Here is a 20,990-nt window from a genome sequence, read left to right as displayed (position 1 = left end):
GCCGCTTCGTCGTCGCGCGGCGAAGCATTGGGCGGGAAAAATGGGTCAGGCGGCGAACAGGTCGTCGTCGAGGCTACGCCGGGCGGCGTTGAGGCTTTGTTTGGCAGATTGGTTAGCGGTCATCGCCTGCAGGATGGCGGCGACGTTGCCGGCGCCCGGCGTCTGCTCCGCATGCGACGTCGCGGCGCGGCGGCTGGTCGCGGGTCCGGCCAGACCCTGAATACGCTCGGCCAGGGCGGCCATGCGGCGCGCGCGGTCTTCGTCCTCGACAGGCGGCGCCGGGTGGGGCGCGGGCTCGGTGCGCGCGACCGGACGATCCTCCGCACGCGCGGCCTGAGCCGCCGGCGCGCGGGCGATCAGGGTCTCCAGCTGCGCCTTGACCTCGCGCGCCTTGATGATGCGGTCGTGCAGCAAGTCCGTTTCCTGGCCCGACGCCCGCAGCGTCGCCAGGGCTGCCTCGGCGCGGGTCGCGGCGGAGTTCAACTCGGTCACGGCGGACGCGAACGCCAGCTGCCCGGCCCGCAACGCCGTCAACTTGCGCTCCAGCTTGATCCCGTAGCCGACGGCCGCGACCAGCAGCAGCATCAGCACGCCGTCCATGATGATCCCGGTCATGCCCTGCTCCTCATGCTTTGCGCGGCCTCGACGCTGATCGGCGCCTCGACGCGGATTGCGATGTGCTGGCCCTTGCGGCCCATCCGACCGGTCGTCAGCGGGATGGAGCCGGCGCGGATCGACACCTCGCTGTCGGGGGTCGCGTTCAGCATCAGGGTGTCGCCCACCTTGAAGTCCAGCACCTTGCTGAGCGGCGCCTGCTGCTCGTCCAGCACCGCCCGGACCTCCGTCTCGGTGGTCCAAAGCTCGGTCGCCAGGTGGCCTTCCCAGATGTTGTCGCGGCCGAACTTCTCGCCCATGAACTGCTGCAGCAGCATCTTGCGGATCGGCTCCAGCGTCGCATAGGGCAGCAGCAGTTCGATGCGCCCGCCGCGGTCCTCCATGTCGATCCGCAGCTTGATCAGGATGGCGGCATTGGCCGGACGCGCGATGGCGGCGAAGCGCGGATTGGTCTCCAGCCGGTCCAGGTTGAAGTGGACGGGGGTCAGCGGCTCGAACGCCTGACGGGCGTCGTTCAGCACCACCTCGACCATCCGCTGCACCAGCACCCGCTCGATGGTGGTGTAGGGCCGCCCCTCGATACGCAGCGCCGCCGTGCCGCGACGGCCGCCCAGCAGCACGTCGACGATCGAATAGATCAGGTTGGAATCGACCGTCAGCAGGCCGTAGTTGTCCAACTCCTCCGCCCGGAACACCGCCAGGATCGCCGGCAGGGGGATCGAGTTCAGATAGTCGCCGAACCGGATCGAGGAGATGTTGTCCAGGCTGACTTCGACGTTGTCAGAGGTGAAGTTGCGCAAGGACGTCGTCATCAACCGCACCAGGCGGTCGAAGACGATTTCCAGCATCGGCAGGCGTTCATACGAGACCAGCGCCGAGTTGATGATGGCCCGGATGCCGGACCGGTTAGAGCCGTCGTCCCCGCCAAGATCGAAGCCCAGCAGGCTGTCGATCTCGTCCTGGTTCAGCACGCGCTCGCCCATCATGGTCGAGGCAGCGTCGCCGCCCATCGCCCCAAAGGCGTCCATGTCGGCCAGGGGGTCGGTCATCGGCTACTGAACCAGCATCTCTTCGATCAGAACGGCGTCGACCTTGCCCGGCTCGGCCAGCAGGTTGACCCGGCGCAGGATTTCGGCGCGCAGCTGGTACGATCCGGCCGATCCGGCTAGGTCCTCAGGCCGCAGTTCGCGCAGGAAGCCCTGGAACATGTCCTGCATGCGCGGGGTCTCTTCCTGAAGATGGGTCGCGACCTCGGCGTCCTTCATCTCCAGCGTCAGCGTCAGCTTCAGGTAGGTGGGCTTGCCGTCCGGCGACTGGATGTTCACCACCATGTTCGGCAGGGTGTAGAAGGTCACGCCGTCCGGGCCATCGGAGATCTTGCCGAGCGCCGGATCGGCCTCGCCTTCCTTGCCGCCGCCGTGGCCGCCCTTTTCTTCCTTCTTTTCCTTGCCGTGGCCCTTTTCGGCCTTCTCCTCGCCGTGCCCGTCTTTGGCCTCTTCGCCGTGCGCTTCGGCCGGCTTGGGCTTCATCAGGATCATGCCCGCCGCCCCGCCGCCGCCCAGCACGACAAGGGCCGCCGGGATGGCGATGAACAGCAGCGGCAGTTTCTTCTTCTTGGGCGCGCCTTCGCCGCCTTCGCCTTCCGCGACGGCGGGCAGGTTGGCGGCGTCGGATGCGCCGTCCTTCTTTTTCTTGCCCAGCTTCAACATGGCCGCACTCGCCCCGCAGGATGTCGCGGCAACACTGGCCCGGTTTGGTTAACGCGCCGTTTAGAAGCGGCAGGATTTGCCGGGCTGCAACCCATCGCTCCGCGACAAAAGCCCGCCACGGCTGGATTAACCCTGTTGGCACGGCGGTTGCGACAAGGCTGGGCGAAGGAGCCGCCCTTTTGGAAAACGCCGCCTACATCGGACTGTCCCGCCAGATGACGCTGCGCCGCGAGCTCGACATCGTGGCCAACAACATCGCCAATGCGGACACCACCGGCTTCAAGGTCGAACAGCTGATGCTGGGAACCGAAGTCGGCGAGCGCGCGCGCAACGACCAGGTGCGGCCGGGCGTCAGCTTCGTGCTGGACAAGGGCGTGGGGCGCGACTTCGGCCAGGGCGCGATGCAGCAGACCGGCCGACCGCTGGACTTCGCCATCGACGGCGAAGGCGCCTTCTTCACCGTCGGCGACGGCGCGAACGGCGAGGCCTATACCCGCGACGGCGCCTTCACCCTGGATCCCGAAGGCCGGCTGACCACCAAGGCGGGCGCCCCGGTGATGGGCGACGGCGGCGAGATCGTGCTGAACCCGGCGCTCGGTCCCGTGTCCGTCGGCTCGGACGGCACAATCACCCAGAACGGCCAGATCACCGGCCGCCTTTCCGTCGTCCGCTTCGAGGCGCTGGGCGTGCTCGAGAAGGGCGGCGACGGCCTGTATCGCAACACCTCCAACGCCCAGACGATGGACGCCCCGGACGCCCGCATCCAGCAGGGCATGCTGGAATCGGCCAACGTCAACGCGTTGATCGAAATCACCAATCTCGTCGAGATCAGCCGCGCCTACGAAAGCGTGACGCGGATGATCGAGAACGCCACCGACCTCAGCCGCCGCGCCGTCGAGCGCCTCGGCCGAGCCGCATAAGGACCCTGACAGATGCGCGCACTCAGAACCGCCGCCTCGGGCATGGCCGCCCAGCAGCTGAACGTGGAGGTCATCTCCAACAACATCGCCAACATGAATACGGTGGGCTTCAAGAAGCAGCGCGCCGAGTTCCAGGACCTGCTGTACCAGAACGTCGAACGCATGGGCGCGCAGTCGTCCAGCCAGGGCACGGTGGTGCCGACCGGCATCCAGATCGGCGCGGGCGTCAAGGCGGGCTCGGTCTATCGCATCACCGAACAGGGCACGCCGACCCAGACCGGCGGTCGCTACGACCTGGCCATCGACGGCAAGGGCTATTTTCAGGTCACCCTTCCTTCGGGCGAGACGGCCTACACCCGGGCCGGCAACTTCGCCGTCAACCAGGAAGGCCAGCTGGTCACCGAGGACGGCTATGCGATCGAGCCGGCGATCACCGTGCCGCAGGACATGGTGGACATCACCGTCTCCAAGTCCGGCCTGGTGCAGGTCACCACCGACGGCGCGACCGAGCCGACCACCGTGGGCCAGCTCGAGCTCGCCACCTTCTTCAACGAGGCGGGACTCGAGGCGGTTGGCGACAACCTGCTGCTGGAAACCGCTGCATCGGGTCCGGCCGCCGTCGGCACGCCCGGCGACGTCGGCTACGGCTCGCTGCTGCACGGCTACACCGAGGCTTCGAACGTCGACGCCGTATCGGAAATCAGCGCCCTGATCGTCGCCCAGCGCGCCTATGAGATGAACTCAAAGGTCATCTCCACCGCCGACGAGATGCTGTCCGTCGCCGCCCAGGTGAAGAACTAGGATCATGGCCAAGCTGCACACGCTCCTTGCGGCCGTCGCCGTGCTCGCCTGCGGTGCGCCGGCCCTGGCCGGCGAAGTCACCCTTCGCCCGAACCCCGTGGACGCCGACGGCCGGGTCACCCTGGGCGACATCTTTGACGGCGCGGGCGCCGCGGCGGACGTGGCGGTGGCCCAGCGCACCGGTCCGTCCGTGGTGCTGGAGGCCGGGCAGCTTCAGGCCCAGGCTCGCCAGGCGGGGCTCGACTGGTCCAACCCCCCAGGCCTGCGCCGCGTGGCCGTGCGCCGCGCCGCCGCCGTCCAGAGCGCCGTCCAGAACACCGCCGAGGCGTCCCAGCCCGCGCCGGTCGCTGCGTCGATCCAGCCCGGGCCGCGCGCTGTGGCGGGCCAGCCGGTGATCGCCCGCAACGACATGGTCCGCGTCACCTACGAGGTCGGCGGCGTGCGGCTCAGCGTCATGGGCAAGGCCCAGCGCAGCGCCCGCGTCGGCGAGCCCGTAGCCGTTCTGAACACTACCTCCAACCGCACCATCGACGCGGTCGCCACCGGGCCGGGCACGGCCATGGCCGCCGGCGCCGCCCAACAGTTCGCGTCCCGCTGAGGATTTCTCGCATGCGCAAAACCGCTTTTCTCGCCGCCCTGGTCGTCTCGGCCGCTCCGCTGGCCGCCTGCTCCACCGCCATCGAGGCGGTGAAGGGGCCGGAACTGGCGCCCATCGGCTATCCCGCCGCCCTGGTGCCCGTCAGCCAGGCCTATCTGCCCGCCAGCGCCGTGCGCTCGGAAGCCACGCCCGCCAGCGCCAACAGCCTGTGGCGCACCGGCGCCCGGTCCTTTTTCGGCGATCAGCGCGCGCGCCACATCGGCGACATCCTGACCGTGCGGATCGACATCGACGATCGCGCCCAGACGCAGAACTCGACCCAGCGCCAGCGGTCCAACGACGCCTCGGCCGGCGTGTCGAACTTCCTGGGCTTCGAATCCAACCTCGGCAAATTCTTCCCCGACACCTTTGATCCCAACCGCCTGGTCGGCATCGAGGGCGAACTGAACGCGTCGGGCTCCGGCTCGGTCAGCCGCTCGGAGAAGGTGTCGCTGACCATCGCGGCGGTGGTCACCGACGTGCTGTCCAACGGCAATCTGGTGATCCAGGGCCGCCAGGAGGTCCGCACCAACCGCGAGGTGCGCGAGCTGACGGTCGCCGGCATCGTGCGGCCAGAGGACATCTCCTCGGCCAACACCATCGCCCACACCCAGATCGCCGAGGCGCGCATCTCCTATGGCGGACGCGGCGACATCAGCCGGGTCCAGGCCTCTCCGGCCGCGCAAAGCCTGGTGGAGCGTTTCAGCCCGTTCTGACGGCGATGCCGAAGCGCCACACCGTTCACGGTCTTCAAGCGTTGCCGTGAACCCCCGACGCGAACCGGCGTTACACACCGGAACGCGAGCGCATCCCCATGTTCAAGGTCCTGATCCCCACCGTCGCCGCCCTCGGTCTGGTCGCCTTCACGGCCCAGACGCAGGAGGCGTCCGCCCCCGCCCAGCCCGGCATGGCCTGGCACCTGGTGCAGGAAGGCGACATGGCCAAGCTGGCCTACGGCATGGCCAATTCCGACCAGTTGGCGATGATGATCACCTGCTCGCCCGGCGATCGGACGGCGGTGGTCTACGGCGACGTGCAGCCGGTCGGCGCGCGCGTTGCGACCTCCGCGCCCACGCCGATGGACCCGATGAGCGGCGGCGATGCGGACGAAGCGCGTATCGCGGTCGACGACGCCAATCTTGCCGACCTGGCGCATCGCGGCGCCCTGCGCGTCAGCGGCGAAGGCGGCGAAACCGTGCTGACGGCCACCACGGCCGAGCGGCGCGGCGTGCGAGGCTTCCTGTCCTATTGCGGTTCGGCCCGCGCCTGATGGATGATCGCCGCGGGCGCGCTCGGGTCGCCTGACCGTGGATGCTCGCATGAAGCCGATCGTTTTTAGCTTCGCCGTCCTGCTGCTCGGCGTGGGCGCAACGCCCGTCTCTGCTGTCAGCCAGCGCCCTGCTGAAGATCGGTGGGTGTGGTCGCTGTATGAAAATGGCGGCTCGTTGGTGCTCGCCAACGAAGTTCCGGACACGGCGCGGCTTAAGGCGACGCTGGAATGCATGCTGGGACGAGGCACGGCCCTTCTATCGCTCTACGATCCCCAAGCGCAGCCCGGCTTCGCCCGCCTGACGGCCGGCGCGGCGACCGGCGCCGTCGAGGTGCGCGCCGCCCGAGGCGGCAAGATCGAGACCGTGCTGCGCCTCGATCATCCCGTGTTCACCACCTTTGTTGCGCAAGGCTCGCTGACGGTCACGGCGGGCGAACGCCAGATCGAGGTGAGCGCCGCGCCCGAGTTCCAGCCGCTGCTGCGCCAGTTCGCGGAACGCTGCGGAGGCGTTCGGCCATGAGGCGGACGCCTTCAATCGCCGTCGTGACGACGCTCGCCTTGCTGGCGCTCGGCGCATGCGCCACCCCGACCATGCGTGCGCCAGAGGCCGGCGCCCCCGCACCCACGCCCGGCCTGGACTGGTTCGACCATCGCGACGGCGGCGATCTGTCGCTGGCCTACGGACGCGAGACCAGCGACGATCTGCGTCTGCGGCTGGATTGCCGAGCCGGCTCGGGAACACTGATGCTGACCGCGCCGGCCCATGGCGCCGAGCCCTTTATTCATCTGGAATCCGGCGGGGACACCGAACGATTCACGGCGAAGGTCGAGCCATCGGGCCTCGGCGACGGCGACCTCGTGATCGCCTCGGACGTCAGCCAGCGACAGCCGGTGTTTCAGCGTTTCCGCTCGCTGGGCTGGATCGCCGCCTGGCATGGAGAAACGCGCGAGGTCTACGCGCCGCAACCCGGCTCCGCCGTGGCCGTTTCGCGTTTCATGGATGCGTGCGAGGCGGGCTGATCGTCCGCTCTTGACGAAGCCTCCTGGCTCGGCTGCTGTCGGCGACCGGAGGGGGATCATCATGAAGATTTCGCAACTGGCCGCGGCGGTCGTGTTCGCGGCGTCATGCGGCGTGGCGGCCGCGGATGCACAGGCCGTGTCCGCCGTCCGGCCGGCCCCAAATCCCGCCCTGGCCGCCATCATCCAGGACTATGAAGCCTATCTGAAGGCGGTCGATCCGGTCTCTGCGGGCCAGGAAGGCGACGTGGAGGCGCAAGGCCGCCTGCCGGACACCTCTCGCGCCTTCGAGCTTGCGCAGGTCCAGCCGATGCAGGCCTTCGTGACGCGGCTGGAGGCCGTTCGCCCGGAGGACCTCAACGATGCCGAGCGTATCGATCACGCCTTCCTGCTGAACACCCTTCGCCACGCCCTGGCCGGGACGCCCTTGGACGCCGGTCGTCTGTCCTTCGATTCCGAAGGCGGGCCGGGCGGCTGGGCGCTCTACATGGGCCAAGGCACGCGGCTGTCCTCCATCGCGGAAGCCCAAGCCTTTGTGCGTCGCATCGCGGCCTTTCCCACCCTCTATCGCAACGCCATCGACAACGCCCGACGCGGTCTGGAGACCGGACTGGTGCAGCCCGCCTCCGTGGTCGACAGCGCCATCGCCTTGGGCCGCAACGACGTCGCGATCGCTCCAGCCGACGAGCCGCTGCTGAAGCCCTTCGCGACCCTTCCCGCGACCATTTCGGCGGCCGATCAGGCGAGGCTGAGGCAGGAGGCGCAGGCCGCCGTCGAGAGCGTGGTGCAGGCGCGCAAGGACTGGCTGGCTTTCCTGACCGACGACTATCGGCCCGAGGCGCCCGAAACCCCCGGTCTTGCGCATCGCAAGGACGGGCGGGCGCTCTACGCCCATCTGGTGCGAGGTCACACCACGACCGACCTGACGCCCGACCAGATCCATGGGATCGGCCTGTCGGAGGTCGCGCGCATTCGCGCCCGAATGGAGACCGAAATGCGCGCGGCGGGCTGGACCGGCGATTTCGCCGGCTTTCTGGCCTTTATGCGCAGCGATCCGCGCTTCCGCGCCGAAAGCCGCGAGGACCTGTTGGAAAAGGCCTCCGAGATGGCCAAGCGCGCCGACGACGGTCTGCCGGCCCTGTTCGGAACGCTGCCGCGCCTGCCGTATGGCGTGCGCCCGGTGCCGCGCGAGATCGAGGACAACTACACCACCGGCCGCTACAATCCCGGCTCCATCGCCAATGGCGTGGCCGGCGGCTACATGGTCAATACCTCTCGCCTGGACCAGCGCCCGCTTTATGAACTGCCGGCGCTGACGCTGCATGAAGCCGTGCCGGGCCACCACATCCAGATCGCCTTGCAGCAGGAGGCGGAGGATCAGCCCTATTTCCGTCGGCAGGCCAACGTCAGCGCCTATACCGAAGGCTGGGGCCTGTATGCCGAGTTCCTGGGCGAGGAGATGGGCTTTTACCGCACGCCCTATGAACGCTTCGGCCGCCTGTCGTATGAGATGTGGCGCGCCTGCCGTCTGGTCGCCGACACCGGCCTGCACTGGATGGGCTGGAGCACCGAGCAGGCGCGCGCCTGTTTCCGCGACAACTCGGCCCTGGCCCCGCACAACATCGAGACCGAGCTTCAGCGTTACATCGGCTGGCCGGGACAGGCCACGGCCTACAAGATCGGCGAGATCCGGCTGCGCGACATCCGCGCCCGCGCCGAGCAGCAGTTGGGCGACCGTTTCGACGTCCGCGCCTTCCACGACGCCCTGCTGGTGGACGGCCCCCTGCCGCTGGACCTGCTCGACCGCCGCATGGACGCCTGGATCGCCGAGCAGCCCTGACGCCTCAATAGCCGATCAGGTTGGGCAGGGTCTGGTAGACGATGCCGATCAGGCCGATGGCGCCGCCCAGCACGCCCAGCTGCAGGCTGAACCGCTCGACCTCCGCCCCCGTCCCGCGACGCAGCGCCATCGCCGGCAGGGCGATGGCCGCACCGCACAAAAGCGCGCAGGCCACGCTGAACGCCACCCCGCCCATGCGCCAGGCGAAGTCGTCGGCCGTGGCGACCACGTCTGCGACGCTGGCGATCAGATAGACGCCGATGAAGTGCAGCGCCCATATGCTCAGGCCCGCCAGCATCAGCACCCACGTCCGGATGGTCATGCGCCCGCTCCGGGGAACAGCCAGACCAGCAGCGTCGCCGCTGCGCCCTGAACGGCCGAAAAGATCACAAACAGGGCGATCAGATCGATCGTCGCGGGGCGGCGCGACGACAGCCGCCCCATGATCCATCTCAGTCCCACGAACAGCCCCATCAGCAGGGCGATGCCCGCCGATTGCGCCTGCCAGGCGATCAGGAAGCCGACGGTCGCGCCCTGGCTGGTCTCGTCCGGTCGAAGGCCGATGGACCACCAGCTGTGGGCCTGCAGCGCGCAGGACGCCGCAAGCGCCACGGTCGCCAGGATCATCAGGGCCGCCGCCCCGCCCCTCGCATCGCGGCGCTCGACCCGCTGCAGACGCGCCGAGAACAAGGCGAACGCCGCCGAAACGGCCAGCAGTCCCAGCGCGCCGAACATCAGCATCAGTTCGGGCGGCGCGACCCACAGGTCCGGTCGCCGGCTCCACAGGAAAACATAGGAGAAGCCCGCCATGACCGCGACCATGCCCGACACGATCAGGGTGATGACCATGGCCCACCAGCCGTGGCTGGTCGGGCCGGCCGCATAGGACGGCAGGATGATCCCGCCGCCGACGTCGACGGCCTCAAGCTCGTTCGGCAGGTCCAGCGTCCACGCCCACTTCATGATGCAGTAGATCGCCAGCACGCCGCTGATCAGCGCGACCACATAGGCCTGCACCGTCAGAATCAGGAAGAAGCCGGCGGTGAACACCGCCCCGGTAAGGTACCAGGACGAAGGCCGCGGCATCTTCAGCACATATTGCGGCTCGGCGTTGATCGGGCTGGTGATAATGGTCTGGCGCTGGTTCAGCGGCGCGCCGGGCAGGAACCAGCGGCCCTCCTCGACCTGCTTGGCCAGTTCGGGCTGGTCCCACACCGGATACAGGCTCTTCACCACCGGAATGGAGCGCAGCGAATAGAGGCCGGCGGGCAGCCACTCCAGGCCCGGCCCGTTGTAGACGTTGCCGGCGTCCTTTCCGAACGGACGGAAGTTGCGGCACATGTCGATGACCCACAGGATCACCGCGATCGCCGTCAGGAACGACCCCACGGTGGAGATGAAGTTCAGCAGGTCCCAACCGCGCCCCGGCAAATAGGTGTAGACCCGCCTGGGCATGCCCATCAGTCCGGTCAGGTGCATGGGCAAAAAGGTGATGTGCATGCCGGCGAACATCAGCCAGAAGATCCACTTGCCCCACCGCTCGCTGAGCGGCCGGCTGGAGCTCATCGGGACCCAGTAGTAGATCGCCGCGAACAGCGGAAACACCATGCCGCCGATCAGCACATAGTGCAGGTGCGCCACGATGAAGTAGCTGTCATGCGCCTGCCAGTCGAACGGCACCATGGCGACCATCACCCCGGTCAGCCCGCCCATGACGAAGATGACCAGGCCTCCGACCGCGAACAGGCCAGGCGTGTTGAACCGCATCTTGCCCGCCGCCAGCGTGGCGATCCAGGCGAACACCTGCACCCCCGCCGGAATGCTGACGGCCATGGAGGCGGCGGAGAAATAGTTGATGCTGATCTGCGGCATGCCGGTCGCGAACATGTGGTGCGACCAGACGCCGAAGGAGATGAAGCCCGTCGCCAGCATGGCCAGCACCACCAGCCGATAGCCGACCAGCTTGGTCTGGGCCGCCGCCGGGATGATGGTCGACATGGCCCCCGCCGCCGGCAGGAAGATGATGTAGACCTCCGGGTGGCCGAAGAACCAGAACAGATGCTGCCACAGCATCGGATCGCCGCCCTTGATCGCGTCGAAGAAGGGCCAGCCGAGCGCCCGCTCCAGCTCCAGGAGCAGGGTCGACAGGATCACCGAGGGAAAGGCGATGATGATCATCACCGCAAAGATCAGCATGGCCCAGGCGAAGATCGGCAGCTTGTCCAGCGTCATGCCGGGCGCGCGCGTCTTCAGCACGCCCACGATGATCTCGATGGCGCCGGCGATGGCCGAGATTTCGATGAAGCCGATGCCGAGCAGCCAGAAGTCGGCGTTGATGCCCGGTGAATAGGTGGTGTTGGTCAGCGGCGGATACATGAACCAGCCGCCGTTCGGCGCCAGGCCCACGAAGATCGAGCAGAAGAACGCCAGCCCACCCACCAGATAGGCCCAGAAGGCATAGGCGCTGAGGCGCGGAAACGGCAGGTCGCGCGCGCCAAGCATCTGCGGCAACAGCAGCACGCCCAGCGCCTCGACCGCCGGCACTGCGAACAGGAACATCATCACCGTGCCGTGCATGGTGAAGATCTGGTTGTAGGTCTCCTGCGCCAGGAAGCCCGTCATCGGCAGGGCCAACTGGGTGCGCATCAGCACCGCCAGCACGCCCGCCAGGATAAAGAACAGCATGGCCGCGCCGACGTAGTAGACGCCGATGAAGTTGTTGTTCAGCGCGGTCAGCCATTCCCAGCCGGTGCGCGGCCCGCACCAGGTTTCCTCCAGCTGCTCCAGCTCGCCTTCGGGCCGGTCTTCGGGTGTCGGGAAACGGTCGTAGAGCTTGGGGTCCCAGCCGGTTTCCGAACTCATTTCAGGCTGTCCAGATAGGCCGCGACGTCACGCAGATCGGCGCCGGTCAACACCGGATAGGACGGCATGCGGTTGCCGGGCTTGATGCCCTGACTGTCCGAAATCCAGCCCGCCAGCGTGCCCTGGTTGTTCGGCAGGATGCCCGCGCCGATGCTCTGGCGCGCGCCGACGTGCGTCAGGTCAGGTCCGGCCAGGCCGTTGTATTCCGTGCCCCGAACCGTGTGGCAGGCGCCGCAGCCGTTGGCGTCGAACACCGCCTGTCCTCTGGCGAGTTGCGGCATGGCGGGCGCAACGGCCGGCCCCGCCTGCTTGGCGCGCCACTGCGCATAGGCCGCCGGTTCATGCGCCACCACGACAAAGCCCATCAGGGCGTGCGGACCGCCGCAGTACTCGGCGCATTGGCCGCCGAACACGCCCGCCTCATCGGCCTGCAGCCGCATGAAGTTGCGCCGGCCGGGGATCATGTCGGTCTTGCCGCCCAGACGCGGCACCCAGAAGCTGTGGATCACGTCGGCGCTTTCCAGCTCGAACACCACCGGCTGGCCGACCGGGATGTGCACCTCGTTGGCGTCCTGGATCACCTCGCGGCCCTGGTCGTCCAGATAGGCGACCCGCCACCACCACATCTCGCCGGTGACCCGCACGCGCATCTCGCCGGGCCGGGGCTCGGCCGTCACGCGCGCGGTGACGTTGAGCCCGTAGATCAGCAGGCCCGTGAGCACCACGACAGGAAACGCCAGGCCGCCGATCCAGACGATCCGTTCGCCGCCCACGCGCCTTCGCCACTCGCGCGGCCCGAACAGGGCGATGCCCAGCGCGATCAGCACGATCGTCAGCACCACCCCGCCCATGATGAACAGCACCCAGGACACGACCTCGATCGGCCCGGCGAACGGGCCGGCGGGGTCAAGCACGGGCGGGGGCCAGCCGGACAGGCCGGGTGCGGTCTCAGTCTTCATCGAGCGTGTACAGATAGGCCGCAACGTCGCGGGCTTGGTCTTGCGTCAAGGGCATCGGCGGCATTCCGGTCGAGGGATCGAGCGACGGCGCATTGATAATCCACTGCACCAATACGTCCGGCTGGTTCGGCAAGCGACCCGAGATCAGGGGCCGAGCGCCGAAACCGGTCAGCGACCCGCCGCTGCGACCTTCCGGCCACGAAATCCCCGGCACGACATGGCACGAGGCGCAGCCGACCCGCTCGGCGATGCGCAGGCCCTCGGCGGCGTCGGCGCCCACGATCTGGCGCGGGGCGTTGGCCTTGTCCGCACAGGCGCACAGCAAGGCGAGCGGAAGCGCCGCCAGCACTCCTCGCCTCACGTCCCGCACTCGACGACTGGATGGGCGCGTCGCATCTCTCCCCCAAGCTTGACCATCAAAGGCGTCGATTGGCCGGCGGTTCCGTCCTGCGGCGTGACGCCACGTCGATTTGCCGGATGGAACCTCTGCCGTAAGCCGGTGTTGGCCCCTCTGTGCGCCTGCTCCTGCCCCTGATCGCCGCCCCCCTAGTCCTGGCCGCCTGCGACACCACGCCGGGCGAGACGGACCGCGCCTTTTCGGCGACCGGAGAGGTCATCGCCCTCAGCGGGGGACCGGGCGGCGCCAATAACGCCTGTTTCACCTGTCACGGCATGCAGGGCCAGGGCGACGGCGTATCCGCCCCGCGGCTGGCGGGTCTCGACCAGGGCTATATGCAGAAGCAAATGGAGGACTACGCCTCAGGCCTGCGTCCGCATGACCAGATGACCTCCATCTCCAAGGCGCTGGATCAGCGCAGCCGCAAGGCGGTCGCCGCCTATTACGCCGCCATGCCGATCCCGGCGGAGGCCATGGCCGACACGGCCGGCCTGCCGCCGCCGATCTATCTGGCGGGCGATGCGTCGCGCGGGATCACGGCCTGCGCCTCGTGCCACGGCCTGAACGGCGAAGGCGGCGGCGCGGGCAACCCGCAGATCGCGGGACAGCCCGCGACCTATACGACCGAGCAGATCCAGCTGTGGCAAAAGGGAGACCGGCGCAACGACGCGCGCGGCGTCATGCAGGCGGCCGTGCAGCGGCTTTCGGACGCAGAAACAACCGCCATAGCCGTTTGGCTGTCGCGGAAACCCGCTTCTCCAGCGCGCGGTAGCGCCGCTGCCAGCGCGTCCGCCGGGGTCGAAGCTGCGGCACAACCGGCAGCATCGCGTGAAACACGTCGTCCCTATCGATCAGATGGTGCTTCAGGGCGGCGCCCGCGTGAATCGGGATCATCAGAAGCAAGGTGATCACCAGCCCCCAGTGCATCCACTCGCCCGCGGCCTCCACGGCCCATAGCTGGGTGTTCGACAGGTTCTGGAACGGCAGCAGCGGCCACGGGATGAACCCGCCGGCGGTCAGCTCCTGATCCCGCGCCGTCGCCGAAATCATGGCCCAGCCGCTCAGCGGCAGGCCGAACAGGCAGGTGTAGAAGACATAGTGGGTGATGTGGGCGGCCGTGCTCTCCCACCCCGGCTTGTCCGCGTCATTGATCAGGTTAGGCGCCATCAGCCGCCAGGACAAACGGCCGATCACCAGGATCAGCATCAGCACGCCGACCGCGAAATGCACGTCATAGGCCGCGACCATGCCGCCGCCCACGCCCTCGCGCACCCGCGCCATCCACAAGCCCCAGCCCAGCTGGAAGAAGACCATGGCGGCCATGACCCAGTGAAACCAAATGCCGATGGGGGAATAGCGCCCCTCGTCATGGTGGCCCGCCGCCCATTCCAGCAGCTGGCGAAAAAGCTTCTCGATCATGCGGCGGCGCCCTCGGCAGGCGGGCTCAACATGCGCCCGAGACGCCACAGCGCGGCGAACAGATAAAGCGCCGCCGCCGGCGCCCACATGATCAGGCCGGCGTTCTGCTGATCCTCCAGCGGCGTCAGGCCGTAGAGCATCGTCGTGCCGAAATGCGGCGCATAGATCGGCGTGCCCGCGAACGTCAGCAGCGCGCCCAGCAGCCCCATCAGCAGCATGGCCGCCAACAGCGCGATCACCGCCGCCGGCGCGCTCGCCGCCCGCGCAGCAGCCCAGAACCACACGCCGGAGCCCAGGATGCTGAGCTGCATCAGCCAGTAGACCGCATCGCTGGACAGGGCCCCGCCATAGGCCTGCGGCGCGTGCCAGGCCCAGAACACTGCGGCCTGCACCGCCGTCGCCCCCGCCAGCGACCCCGTCCTGGCCTTGGGCATGGCGAGCGCGATCAGCGGCGCCGCCACCGCGATCAGCAGCACATGGTGCACGGTCCGCGCCGAGAACAGCGCCGAACTGAGCGCACACAAGGGCGAGACGAAGCCGAGGACCAGAACCGCCAGCGCGAACACGGCCGCTCGCCGCTCGACCACACCCTGCCGCCACGTCCACAGCGCGACGAAGCCCGCCGCCAGCGCCGCGAGCAGCCACGGATCGAGGTTCCAGCTGCGAAGCAAGGCAGAAGGATCGGGCGCTTGGCCGCAGTAGGGCGTCCAGATGACGTCGGCGTTCATGCGATCCCCTGCCCCGCGCCCGAAACGGCGCCTTTCGTCGTCAACGCGCCAGAGCCGAAGCGGTTGACTGCAACCTTCGCCGTGCGGCTCAGGGTCGCGCGATCGATGTCACACCACCTGCCGCTTGGCCAGCTTCCGCGCCAGGGTCCGCCGGTGCATGCCCAGCCTCCGCGCGGTTTCCGAGATGTTGAAGCCGGTGTCGGCCAGGGTCTCGTGGATACGCTCCCACTCCAGCGTCTTGATCGAGGTGGGACGCGCGCCGACCGGCGTGTCGGTGGCGCCCTCGGATCGACCGAACGCCGCCTCGATGTCGTCGGTGGACGCCGGCTTTGCCAGATAGTGGGAGGCGCCCAGCTTGATCGCCTCCACGGCCGTGGCGATGCTGGCGAAACCGGTCAGGACGACGATCACCGTCGCCTCGTCATGCGCATGCAAAGTCTGGATGCACGACAGGCCCGAAGCCCCTCCGAGCTTCAGGTCCACCACCGCGTGGGTCGGCGTCGCGGTCTTCAGCACCTCCACCAAGGCGTCGTGGCTTTCGGCCGTCAGCACGCGATAGCCGCGCCGCTCCAGCGACCGTTTCAGGGTCTTGGCGAAGACGTCGTCGTCCTCGACCAGCACCAGCAGGCGCTCGCCCTCGCTCATCCCGACTTGCCCGGCAGGACCAGCGCCGCCAGCGGCAGACGCAGCGTCACGGCCGCGCCGCCTTCGGGACGATTGCGCGCGGAGGCCTCGCCCCCGAGCTTGCGCAGCACATTGACCAGGAGAAACAGGCCCAGACCCGCGCCGTGTCTCGCCTTGGTCGATTGATAGGGCTGGCCGAAGCGCGCCAGGATGTCAGGGCTGAAGCCCGAGCCGTCGTCGGTCACGGTGATGATCAGGACCTCCTCCGCGGTCTCGGCCAGGACGTCGATCCGTCTTGCGCCCGCTTCCACCGCATTGTCGAGCACATTGACCAGCACCTGCTGCAAGGCGGTGTCCGAGACGGCGGGCCGATCCTCGCCCAGCCGCTGCTGGTATCGAAGATCGACGCCCTGCGCCGGACGCCAGGCCGTAACGATGTCGCCGACCAGGGCGTGCAGGGTGGTGACCACCGGCGCCTCGCCCCTCGCCTCGCCGGCCGACAAGAGGATGCCGGTGACGATCTTCTTGCAGCGTTCGACCTCGGCCTGCATGCCCGCCAGGTCCTCGACCAGCTCGGGGTCCCGGTTGATGGTCGGCATGCGCCGCCAGTCCGACAGGATCACCGACAGCGAGGCCAGCGGCGTGCCCAGTTCGTGCGCGGCGCCGGACGCCAGAAGGCCCATGCGCACGATGTGATCTTCTTCCGCCGCGCGCTGGCGCATCTCGGCCAGATAGGCGTCACGGGCGCGCAGGTTTCCGCCGATGCGCGTCACGAACATCACCAGCAAGACCGCGATCAGGCCGAAGCAGACCAGCCCGCCCTTGATGTAGAGCTCGAAGTCGTGACCCTGCAGCCCGGGCGGCAGCAGCATCGGACGGTAGGCGACGCTGAGCATCAGGGCGCACAGACTAGTCACCGCCACCAGCGCCCAGGTCAGGATCGGCCCCAGCAGAACCGCGCCGAGAACCACCTGCAGCAGAAACAGCGACATGAACGGATTGGTCGCCCCGCCGCTGAGATAAAGCAGCCAGGTCAAGGCGGCGACGTCGGCCATCAAGGCGACGAACAGCTCGATGCCGGACACATTGGCGCTGATGCGGACGCGCGCCATGCTGAGCAGATTGACCGCGATCAGCGCCGCCGGCGCCGCCAGCATCGGCATCAGCGGCAGGCGCACCTCCAGCACCCATTCCACCGCATAGATGGCCAGCACCTGCCCTGCGACCGCCAGCCATCGCAGCTGGATCAACAGCTGCATGTTGCGACCGCCGGCGGCCGAGGCGGCGTCGGCGCTCAACGGCGGCCAGCGGCGCAGCGCACCCAAGGCGGCGGGCCGGGTCACGACGCCGGCGGCTCTCTGCGCCTACGCTCGCGCAGCACTAGAACCATGCCCCCAAGCGACAGCAGCGCCATGCCGAACCATGTCAGGGCGTAGACCAGATGGCTGTTCGGAAAACGGATCACCGTCAGTCCGCCTCGCGGCCAGGCGCTCGGGTCGGGTCCGGCCTCGGCGTCGATGAAATAGGGCGCGACGTCGCCGAGACCCCTCGCCTGCGCGATGGCCTCGACATCACGCGAGCGCCAGCGATCGTTCGCCGGATCATTGGCGCGCAGGAAGCCGCCCTTGGGCTCGGTGATCCGCAGCAGACCCGTGACCGTCTGCTCTCCACCGACCTGCCCGTCGGCGCGGCTGGCGGAGTCGCGACGCTCGGGCGAGACAAAGCCCCGGTTGATCAGGACGGTGAATCCCTGATCCGTTCGCAGCGGCGTCAGCACCCAGTAGCCGGCGCCCAGCGCCGTCGCGGCCTGGGTCAGGGTCTCGCGATCGTGCAGAAAGACGCCGCGCACCTGAACGCGTCGATACTGATCGTCTGCGGCCGAGACGGTGGGCCAGTCCGGCGGTGCGGGCGGCGCGACGGCGTGCGCATGCACCCGCGCATCGACCTGGGCGATCAGGTCCAGCTTCCAGACCCGGCGCTCCAGTTGCCAGACGCCAAGGGCGACAAAGCCCGCCGCAGCCAGCGCGAGCCACGCCAGCAGCACCATCGAACCGAGCGGCGAACGCGGATTTCGCCGCCCGGCCGTCGGCTCTGACGGGTCGGAGGGCTTCAGGGGGCCGCGCTCATCGCGGCCTCGACGTGGCCGGGCATCATGTTGGTGTCGAGGTGGTACATGACCCACAGGGTGCCCACGAGCGAGATCACCACGATGATCAGGGTGAAGATCACCGCCAGCATGACCCAGCCGCCCTCGGACTTGGAGTTCATGTGCAGGAAGAAGATCACGTGGACCACCATCTGCACCGCCGCCAGGGCGACGATGATCAAGCCTGTCGCCTGGAACGGCAGGGCGCCGGTCATCACCAGCCAGAACGGAATGGCCGTCAGCACCACCGAAAGGCCAAAGCCGATCAGATAGCCCTTCATCGATCCGTGGTTGTGGCCCTCGTGACCCAGGTGATCGGCGTCGTGCGAGGCGGCGCTGTGATCGTCCTTGCGGTCGTTGCCGGTGATCGGCGGATGCGCGCTCATCGCAGCATTCCCATCAGATAGACAAAGGTGAAGACGCCGATCCAGATCACGTCCAAGAAGTGCCAGAACAGCGACAGGCACATCAGGCGTCGCTGGTTGGCCTCGATCAGTCCCTTCATCGACACCTGCACCATCAGCACGATCAGCCAGATGATGCCAAAGGTGACGTGCAGGCCGTGGGTGCCGACCAGGATAAAGAAGGCCGACAGGAAGCCGGATCGCTGGGGCGTGGCGCCCTCATGGATCAGGTGGGCGAACTCGTACAGTTCGATGCCGAGGAAGGCGGCGCCGAACAGGCCGGTGATCGCCAGCCACATCAGCGTCTGGCCCTTGGCCTTGCGGTCCATGGCCAGCATGGCGAAGCCGTAGGTGATCGACGAGAACAGCAGCATGGCCGTGTTGATCGCCACCAGGTTCAGGTCGAACAGGTCCTGCGGCCCGGGACCCGCGGCGTAGTTGCCGCCGATCACGCCATAGACGGCGAACAGCATCGCAAAGATGAGGCAGTCGCTCATCAGATACATCCAGAAGCCCAGCATGGTGCTGGACCCCTCGGCGTGATGCGGCTCTTCCTTCAAATAGAAGACCGGCTCTTCGGCCTCGTCGGCGCCCATCGGGGCGTCGGCCGTTGCGACATTGGTGCTCATCGGTTCAGCCCTCCCTCAGCCCTGGGCCGCCAGGGCGCGGGCGCGCGCCTCGGTCTCGGTGACTTCCGACGCGGGGATGTGGAAGTCGCGGTTGTAGTTGAAGGTGTGGAAGATCGCGTAGCCGACGATGCCGACGAACGACAGCACGGCCAGCCACCACATGTACCAGATCAGTCCGACCGCGCAGGCCACCGCCATGATGGACAGGATCACGCCCGTGCCGGTGTTCTTGGGCATGTGGATGTCGCGGTAGCCGCCGTCCGGCGCCTTGTAGCCGCGGTTCTTCATGTCCCACCAGGCGTCGCCGTCGTGGATCACCGGCGTGAAGGCGAAGTTGTAGTCCGGCGGCGGCGAGGAGGTCGACCATTCCAGCGTGCGCCCGCCCCACGGATCGCCCGTGAAATCGCGCAGCTTTTCGCGGTTGATGATGCTGACGGCGAACTGGATCAGCATGGCCAGGATGCCCACGGCGATGATGGCGGCGCCGACGCCGGCGATCACAAACCAGATCTGCAGCGACGGATCGTCGAACACCCGCATCCGGCGCGTCACGCCCATCAGGCCCAAGACGTACAGCGGCGCGAACGCCACCCAGAAACCGACTACCCAGCACCAGAAGCTGACCAGCCCCCATTTGCGATCCAGCTTGAAGCCAAAGGCCTTGGGCCACCAGAAGTTGATGGCCGCGAAGATGCCGAACAGCACGCCGCCGATGATGACGTTGTGGAAGTGGGCGATCAGGAACAGCGAGTTGTGCAGCACGAAGTCGGCCGGCGGCACCGCCAGCAGCACGCCCGTCATGCCGCCGATCACGAACGTCAGCATGAAGGCGATCAGCCACATCATCGGCAGCTCGAACCGTATGCGCCCGCGATACATGGTGAACATCCAGTTGAAGATCTTCGCTCCCGTCGGGATCGAGATGATCATGGTGGTGATGCCAAAGAAGCTGTTCACCGACGCGCCCGAGCCCATGGTGAAGAAGTGGTGCAGCCACACCAGGTACGACAGCACCGTGATCACGACGGTGGCGTAGACCATGGAGGTATAGCCGAACAGCTTCTTGCCCGAGAAGGTCGAGGCGATTTCGGAGAAAACGCCGAACAGCGGCAGGATCAGGATGTAGACTTCGGGGTGACCCCATATCCAGATCAGGTTCACATACATCATCGGGTTGCCGCCGAGATCGTTCGTGAAGAAATTCGTGCCGATGTAGCGGTCGGCGCCCAACAGGGCCAGCACCGCCGTCAGCACCGGGAAGGCGGCCACGATCAGCACGTTGGCGCACAGCGAGGTCCAGGTGAAGATCGGCATCTTCATCAGGCCCATGCCCGGCGCGCGCATCTTGATGATGGTGGCGATCAGGTTGATGCCCGACAGGGTGGTGCCGACGCCCGCGACCTGCAGCGCCCAGATGTAATAGTCGACCCCGACGTCGGGGCTGTAGCCGATGCCCGACAGCGGCGGATAGGCCAGCCAGCCCGTGCGTGCGAACTCGCCCACAAACAGCGACATCATCACCAGGATCGCGCCGCCGGCCGTCATCCAGAAGCTGAAGTTGTTCAGGAACGGGAAGGACACGTCGCGCGCGCCGATCTGCAGCGGCACGATGTAGTTCATCAGGCCGGTGATCAGCGGCATGGCCACAAAGAAGATCATGATCACGCCGTGGGCGGTGAAGACCTGATCGTAGTGGTGCGCGTTGAGGTAGCCCTCGGACCCGCCGAAGGCCATGGCCTGCTGCAGGCGCATCATGATCGCGTCGGCGAAGCCGCGCAGGAACATGATGATCCCCAGGATCATGTACATGACGCCGATCTTCTTGTGATCGACGGTGGTGAACCACTCCTTCCAGAGATAGCCCCACAGCTTGAAGTAGGTGATGGCGCCGACCATGGCGACGCCGCCCAGGACCACCACGATAAAGGTCGCGGCGATGATCGGCTCATGGAACGGCAGCGACTCGAGGCTGAGCCGGCCGAAGATGAACTGCGCGAGAGTGTCAGCGGACAT

Annotated in this window: 23 protein-coding genes and 1 pseudogene; 9 read left to right on the top strand and 15 right to left on the bottom strand. The window is 67.6% G+C overall.

The window, feature by feature from the left end; translation table 11 throughout:
* Nucleotides 1–45 precede the first annotated feature (45 nt).
* The 3 genes from KY493_RS02635 to KY493_RS02625 are packed head-to-tail and all read right to left on the bottom strand — an operon-like array spanning nt 46 to nt 2,324.
* Nucleotides 46–615 carry a DUF6468 domain-containing protein gene (locus tag KY493_RS02635; protein ID WP_219897449.1) on the bottom strand — a complete coding sequence of 190 codons (570 nt, stop codon included), beginning with the start codon at nt 613–615 and terminating at the stop codon, nt 46–48.
* Nucleotides 612–1,664: a flagellar motor switch protein FliM gene (gene fliM / locus KY493_RS02630; RefSeq protein WP_219897448.1), complete on the bottom strand. Its 1,053-nt coding sequence runs from the start codon at nt 1,662–1,664 to the stop codon at nt 612–614. Before fliM ends, KY493_RS02635 begins: the two co-directional genes overlap by 4 nt.
* A gap of 3 nt (nt 1,665–1,667) precedes the next feature.
* Complete coding sequence (locus KY493_RS02625) at nt 1,668–2,324, bottom strand: flagellar basal body-associated FliL family protein (RefSeq protein ID WP_219897447.1); 657 nt, start codon at nt 2,322–2,324, stop codon at nt 1,668–1,670.
* 179 nt (nt 2,325–2,503) lie between these two features.
* On the opposite strand from KY493_RS02625, the gene flgF reads away from it, so the two are divergent.
* From flgF to KY493_RS02585, 8 genes are all read left to right on the top strand, one after another.
* Nucleotides 2,504–3,244, top strand: a complete 741-nt coding sequence (flgF, locus tag KY493_RS02620) for a flagellar basal-body rod protein FlgF (RefSeq protein ID WP_219897446.1) — start codon at nt 2,504–2,506, stop codon at nt 3,242–3,244.
* A 12-nt stretch (nt 3,245–3,256) separates the two neighbouring features.
* Complete coding sequence (gene flgG / locus KY493_RS02615) at nt 3,257–4,045, top strand: flagellar basal-body rod protein FlgG (protein WP_219897445.1); 789 nt, start codon at nt 3,257–3,259, stop codon at nt 4,043–4,045.
* A 4-nt stretch (nt 4,046–4,049) separates the two neighbouring features.
* Nucleotides 4,050–4,643: a flagella basal body P-ring formation protein FlgA gene (locus KY493_RS02610; protein ID WP_219897444.1), complete on the top strand. Its 594-nt coding sequence runs from the start codon at nt 4,050–4,052 to the stop codon at nt 4,641–4,643.
* Nucleotides 4,644–4,654: 11 nt separating this feature from the next.
* Entirely contained in the window at nt 4,655–5,398 is a 744-nt protein-coding gene (gene flgH, locus KY493_RS02605) for a flagellar basal body L-ring protein FlgH (RefSeq protein ID WP_219897443.1), read from the top strand.
* A gap of 98 nt (nt 5,399–5,496) precedes the next feature.
* Nucleotides 5,497–5,952 (top strand): hypothetical protein, encoded by a 456-nt coding sequence (locus KY493_RS02600; RefSeq protein WP_219897442.1) that lies wholly within the window; start codon nt 5,497–5,499, stop codon nt 5,950–5,952.
* Nucleotides 5,953–6,001: 49 nt separating this feature from the next.
* A complete protein-coding gene (locus tag KY493_RS02595; protein WP_219897441.1) occupies nt 6,002–6,472 on the top strand; it encodes a hypothetical protein in 471 nt (156 codons plus the stop codon).
* Nucleotides 6,469–6,972, top strand: a complete 504-nt coding sequence (locus KY493_RS02590) for a hypothetical protein (protein ID WP_219897440.1) — start codon at nt 6,469–6,471, stop codon at nt 6,970–6,972. The genes KY493_RS02595 and KY493_RS02590 overlap by 4 nt, the downstream gene beginning before the upstream one ends.
* Before the next feature lie 61 nt (nt 6,973–7,033).
* The gene (locus tag KY493_RS02585; RefSeq protein WP_219897439.1) at nt 7,034–8,809 is read left to right on the top strand and encodes a DUF885 family protein; all 1,776 of its coding nucleotides are present in this window, start codon (nt 7,034–7,036) and stop codon (nt 8,807–8,809) included.
* Nucleotides 8,810–8,813: 4 nt separating this feature from the next.
* Here KY493_RS02585 and KY493_RS02580 read toward each other — a convergent pair whose 3' ends face one another.
* The 4 genes from KY493_RS02580 to KY493_RS02565 are packed head-to-tail and all read right to left on the bottom strand — an operon-like array spanning nt 8,814 to nt 12,979.
* Nucleotides 8,814–9,131, bottom strand: a complete 318-nt coding sequence (locus tag KY493_RS02580) for a hypothetical protein (protein ID WP_219897438.1) — start codon at nt 9,129–9,131, stop codon at nt 8,814–8,816.
* A complete protein-coding gene (locus KY493_RS02575) occupies nt 9,128–11,671 on the bottom strand; it encodes a cbb3-type cytochrome c oxidase subunit I (RefSeq protein WP_219897437.1) in 2,544 nt (847 codons plus the stop codon). The genes KY493_RS02580 and KY493_RS02575 overlap by 4 nt, the downstream gene beginning before the upstream one ends.
* On the bottom strand, nt 11,668–12,630 hold the full coding sequence (locus tag KY493_RS02570; RefSeq protein WP_219897436.1) for a c-type cytochrome: 963 nt from the start codon (nt 12,628–12,630) through the stop codon (nt 11,668–11,670). Before KY493_RS02570 ends, KY493_RS02575 begins: the two co-directional genes overlap by 4 nt.
* A complete protein-coding gene (locus tag KY493_RS02565) occupies nt 12,620–12,979 on the bottom strand; it encodes a cytochrome c family protein (protein ID WP_255567986.1) in 360 nt (119 codons plus the stop codon). Before KY493_RS02565 ends, KY493_RS02570 begins: the two co-directional genes overlap by 11 nt.
* A 164-nt stretch (nt 12,980–13,143) precedes the next feature.
* On the opposite strand from KY493_RS02565, the pseudogene KY493_RS14610 reads away from it, so the two are divergent.
* A pseudogene (locus tag KY493_RS14610) lies at nt 13,144–13,743 on the top strand (cytochrome c); the annotation flags it as partial.
* On the opposite strand, the gene KY493_RS14395 reads toward KY493_RS14610, so the two are convergent.
* From KY493_RS14395 to cyoB, 8 genes are all read right to left on the bottom strand, one after another.
* Nucleotides 13,706–14,446 carry a cytochrome b gene (locus KY493_RS14395; protein WP_255567985.1) on the bottom strand — a complete coding sequence of 247 codons (741 nt, stop codon included), beginning with the start codon at nt 14,444–14,446 and terminating at the stop codon, nt 13,706–13,708. The pseudogene KY493_RS14610 and the gene KY493_RS14395 sit on opposite strands and share 38 nt — an antisense overlap.
* Nucleotides 14,443–15,174, bottom strand: a complete 732-nt coding sequence (locus KY493_RS02555; protein WP_219897433.1) for a cytochrome c oxidase assembly protein — start codon at nt 15,172–15,174, stop codon at nt 14,443–14,445. The genes KY493_RS14395 and KY493_RS02555 overlap by 4 nt, the downstream gene beginning before the upstream one ends.
* A gap of 108 nt (nt 15,175–15,282) precedes the next feature.
* Nucleotides 15,283–15,819, bottom strand: coding sequence for a response regulator transcription factor (locus KY493_RS02550; RefSeq protein WP_219897432.1), 537 nt, complete (start codon nt 15,817–15,819; stop codon nt 15,283–15,285).
* On the bottom strand, nt 15,816–17,141 hold the full coding sequence (locus KY493_RS02545) for an ATP-binding protein (protein ID WP_255567984.1): 1,326 nt from the start codon (nt 17,139–17,141) through the stop codon (nt 15,816–15,818). Before KY493_RS02545 ends, KY493_RS02550 begins: the two co-directional genes overlap by 4 nt.
* Complete coding sequence (locus tag KY493_RS02540; RefSeq protein ID WP_219897431.1) at nt 17,138–17,845, bottom strand: SURF1 family protein; 708 nt, start codon at nt 17,843–17,845, stop codon at nt 17,138–17,140. Before KY493_RS02540 ends, KY493_RS02545 begins: the two co-directional genes overlap by 4 nt.
* 62 nt (nt 17,846–17,907) lie before the next feature.
* Nucleotides 17,908–18,330: a cytochrome o ubiquinol oxidase subunit IV gene (gene cyoD, locus KY493_RS02535; protein ID WP_219897430.1), complete on the bottom strand. Its 423-nt coding sequence runs from the start codon at nt 18,328–18,330 to the stop codon at nt 17,908–17,910.
* Complete coding sequence (cyoC, locus tag KY493_RS02530; protein WP_370627350.1) at nt 18,327–18,977, bottom strand: cytochrome o ubiquinol oxidase subunit III; 651 nt, start codon at nt 18,975–18,977, stop codon at nt 18,327–18,329. Before cyoC ends, cyoD begins: the two co-directional genes overlap by 4 nt.
* Nucleotides 18,978–18,992: 15 nt before the next feature.
* Nucleotides 18,993–20,990: a cytochrome o ubiquinol oxidase subunit I gene (cyoB, locus tag KY493_RS02525; RefSeq protein WP_219897429.1), complete on the bottom strand. Its 1,998-nt coding sequence runs from the start codon at nt 20,988–20,990 to the stop codon at nt 18,993–18,995.

This window comes from Brevundimonas sp. PAMC22021 (assembly GCF_019443405.1).
Classification (GTDB): Bacteria; Pseudomonadota; Alphaproteobacteria; order Caulobacterales; family Caulobacteraceae; genus Brevundimonas.
This window is presented reverse-complemented; position numbering and strand designations above follow the sequence as displayed.

Bases quoted from the DNA above. Each gene is read 5' to 3' on its own strand.
- KY493_RS02625 (WP_219897447.1), bottom strand. From the start codon at position 2,324: ATGTTGAAGCTGGGCAAGAAAAAGAAGGACGGCGCATCCGACGCCGCC.
- KY493_RS02610 (WP_219897444.1), top strand. From the start codon at position 4,050: ATGGCCAAGCTGCACACGCTCCTTGCGGCCGTCGCCGTGCTCGCCTGC.
- KY493_RS02590 (WP_219897440.1), top strand. From the start codon at position 6,469: ATGAGGCGGACGCCTTCAATCGCCGTCGTGACGACGCTCGCCTTGCTG.
- KY493_RS02600 (WP_219897442.1), top strand. From the start codon at position 5,497: ATGTTCAAGGTCCTGATCCCCACCGTCGCCGCCCTCGGTCTGGTCGCC.
- KY493_RS02555 (WP_219897433.1), bottom strand. From the start codon at position 15,174: ATGAACGCCGACGTCATCTGGACGCCCTACTGCGGCCAAGCGCCCGAT.
- flgH (WP_219897443.1), top strand. From the start codon at position 4,655: ATGCGCAAAACCGCTTTTCTCGCCGCCCTGGTCGTCTCGGCCGCTCCG.
- KY493_RS02550 (WP_219897432.1), bottom strand. From the start codon at position 15,819: ATGAGCGAGGGCGAGCGCCTGCTGGTGCTGGTCGAGGACGACGACGTC.
- fliM (WP_219897448.1), bottom strand. From the start codon at position 1,664: ATGACCGACCCCCTGGCCGACATGGACGCCTTTGGGGCGATGGGCGGC.
- KY493_RS02635 (WP_219897449.1), bottom strand. From the start codon at position 615: ATGACCGGGATCATCATGGACGGCGTGCTGATGCTGCTGCTGGTCGCG.
- cyoD (WP_219897430.1), bottom strand. From the start codon at position 18,330: ATGAGCGCGCATCCGCCGATCACCGGCAACGACCGCAAGGACGATCAC.
- KY493_RS02595 (WP_219897441.1), top strand. From the start codon at position 6,002: ATGAAGCCGATCGTTTTTAGCTTCGCCGTCCTGCTGCTCGGCGTGGGC.
- flgG (WP_219897445.1), top strand. From the start codon at position 3,257: ATGCGCGCACTCAGAACCGCCGCCTCGGGCATGGCCGCCCAGCAGCTG.
- KY493_RS02575 (WP_219897437.1), bottom strand. From the start codon at position 11,671: ATGAGTTCGGAAACCGGCTGGGACCCCAAGCTCTACGACCGTTTCCCG.
- cyoB (WP_219897429.1), bottom strand. From the start codon at position 20,990: ATGTCCGCTGACACTCTCGCGCAGTTCATCTTCGGCCGGCTCAGCCTC.
- KY493_RS02540 (WP_219897431.1), bottom strand. From the start codon at position 17,845: ATGGTGCTGCTGGCGTGGCTCGCGCTGGCTGCGGCGGGCTTTGTCGCC.
- cyoC (WP_370627350.1), bottom strand. From the start codon at position 18,977: ATGAGCACCAATGTCGCAACGGCCGACGCCCCGATGGGCGCCGACGAG.
- KY493_RS02580 (WP_219897438.1), bottom strand. From the start codon at position 9,131: ATGACCATCCGGACGTGGGTGCTGATGCTGGCGGGCCTGAGCATATGG.
- KY493_RS02570 (WP_219897436.1), bottom strand. From the start codon at position 12,630: ATGAAGACTGAGACCGCACCCGGCCTGTCCGGCTGGCCCCCGCCCGTG.
- KY493_RS14395 (WP_255567985.1), bottom strand. From the start codon at position 14,446: ATGATCGAGAAGCTTTTTCGCCAGCTGCTGGAATGGGCGGCGGGCCAC.
- KY493_RS02585 (WP_219897439.1), top strand. From the start codon at position 7,034: ATGAAGATTTCGCAACTGGCCGCGGCGGTCGTGTTCGCGGCGTCATGC.